At 71.3% G+C, this 1,478-nt stretch carries 2 protein-coding genes and 3 pseudogenes; 3 read left to right on the top strand and 2 right to left on the bottom strand.

Features of this window, described 5'->3' with window-relative positions:
• Nucleotides 1-191, top strand: a pseudogene (locus GRX66_RS18945) (threonine synthase); the annotation flags it as partial.
• Nucleotides 188-703 (top strand): NUDIX hydrolase, encoded by a 516-nt coding sequence (locus GRX66_RS18940; RefSeq protein WP_159527840.1) that lies wholly within the window; start codon nucleotides 188-190, stop codon nucleotides 701-703. The pseudogene GRX66_RS18945 and the gene GRX66_RS18940, both read left to right, overlap by 4 nt.
• On the opposite strand, the gene GRX66_RS18935 is transcribed toward GRX66_RS18940, so the two are convergent.
• Both GRX66_RS18935 and GRX66_RS18930 read right to left on the bottom strand, forming a co-directional pair.
• Nucleotides 700-918, bottom strand: coding sequence for a DUF7511 domain-containing protein (locus GRX66_RS18935; protein ID WP_159527839.1), 219 nt, complete (start codon nucleotides 916-918; stop codon nucleotides 700-702). The two genes, GRX66_RS18940 and GRX66_RS18935, sit on opposite strands and share 4 nt — an antisense overlap.
• Nucleotides 919-1,099: 181 nt before the next feature.
• Nucleotides 1,100-1,350, bottom strand: a pseudogene (locus GRX66_RS18930) (tRNA(Ile2) 2-agmatinylcytidine synthetase); the annotation flags it as partial.
• A gap of 3 nt (nucleotides 1,351-1,353) precedes the next feature.
• Between GRX66_RS18930 and GRX66_RS18925 the strand changes: the two are divergent.
• Nucleotides 1,354-1,478 (top strand): annotated as a pseudogene (locus GRX66_RS18925) (ribosomal protein S19 family protein); the annotation flags it as partial.

The raw sequence follows: 1,478 nt of genomic DNA, 5'->3' as shown, positions 1-1,478 counted from the left end.
CGACGGCGACGCCATCGCGTGCGACGCGACGCGACGGCGGCGACCTGGCGGAGCTCCACGAGCGCGGGTTCTACGTCGAACCGACGAGCGCCGTCGCCGTCGCCGGCCTCGCGGACTACCGTGAGCGCGGCGCGGTGTGCTCGGACGACGACGTGGTCGTCGCGCTCACCGGGAGCGGGTTGAAACAATGATCCCCGAGTACTGTCCCAGGTGCGGGACCGAGCTCGGTGAGCGACGCGTCGACGGCCGACAGCGCAAGTGGTGTCCGTCCTGCGAGCGGCCGGAGTTCCGGAACGCGGTGCCGGTCGCCGGTACCGCCGTCGTCGACGACGAGGGCCGCGTGTTGCTGGTGAGACGCGGCGTCGACCCGGGCGCGGGCGAGTGGTCGACGCCGGCCGGACACCTGGAAGTCGAGGAGGAACCGCGGATCGCCGCCGCGCGCGAACTCCGGGAGGAAACAGGGCTGACCGCCGACCCCGCCGACATGGTGTTGGTGGAGGCGACGCAGCTCGAGCCCTTCGGCGAGAAACACGTCGTCTCCGTCGGCTACGCGGTTGCTGCATCGAACACGACGGGGACACCGACCGCGGGGTCGGACGCGACCGCGGTCGAGTGGGTCGACCACGGCCGTCTCGAGGAGACGGTGGTTCGGCCGCACGTCCCGCGGCGGGTCCACGCTGCTATCGAGGCACTGTTCGACTAGCGCCAGTCGGCCAGCGAGACGACGTCGTCCTCGTCCGCGGTCAGCCAGTGCGTGACGAGTTCGTCGCCGTCGGCGTCCGCCGGGAACAGCGTCGCACGCGTTCCGTCCTCGCCGTCCTCGATGCGGCAGTCGAGTCGCCGCACGAGGTCGTCGCTGTCGGGCGTCTCGGTCGCGGCACGATCCGACTCGACGGGGGTGCGGCGGTCGCGGCGCATACCCACACCTTGGCCGCCCACGGGGATAAAGCGTTGTGGGACAGTGCGGTGTTCTCACACGGTGAGAAGAGCGCGCGGAATCGCCGACGGACGCAGAACTCGTGGCGAGAATCCTCGGAACCGGCGGGTCACCGCCTGGAGCCCAGAACCCGAGAGTCACCGCTCGACGCGACCAGGCGACTCACCGCTCGACGTGAACGGGCGCGTCCCAGTCGCCGCGCACGAGCGGCTTCGCGACGTGACGGCGGGCCGCGGCGGCACCTCGTACCAGCCGACCTCGAGGTCGCGGTCGACGTCGCGGTCGACTTTACCGGGCGCCGTCGTGGGACAGTCCCGACAGCGGTAGCCCTGGCCGGCGCCCGCGCTCTCCATCGTCGCGCCGCACTTCGGGCACGTCGGGGTCACGCGCTCGGTGGTATCCAGAGCGCGCACCCCCGCGAATCGACGTCCGAGGAGACGGCAAACGACCCGATCCGGACGCACCTGCGCGACATGCCGGTGCTGCCGGAGTTCGTCGGGCTGACGTTCGCGGTGTACACCGGACAGGAGTTCGAACGCGT

The sequence above is a fragment of the Halobacterium bonnevillei genome (assembly GCF_009831555.1).
GTDB lineage: Archaea > Halobacteriota > Halobacteria > Halobacteriales > Halobacteriaceae > Halobacterium > Halobacterium bonnevillei.
Note: the sequence above shows the minus strand (reverse complement) of the source record. Positions and strands in the feature narration are given on the sequence as shown.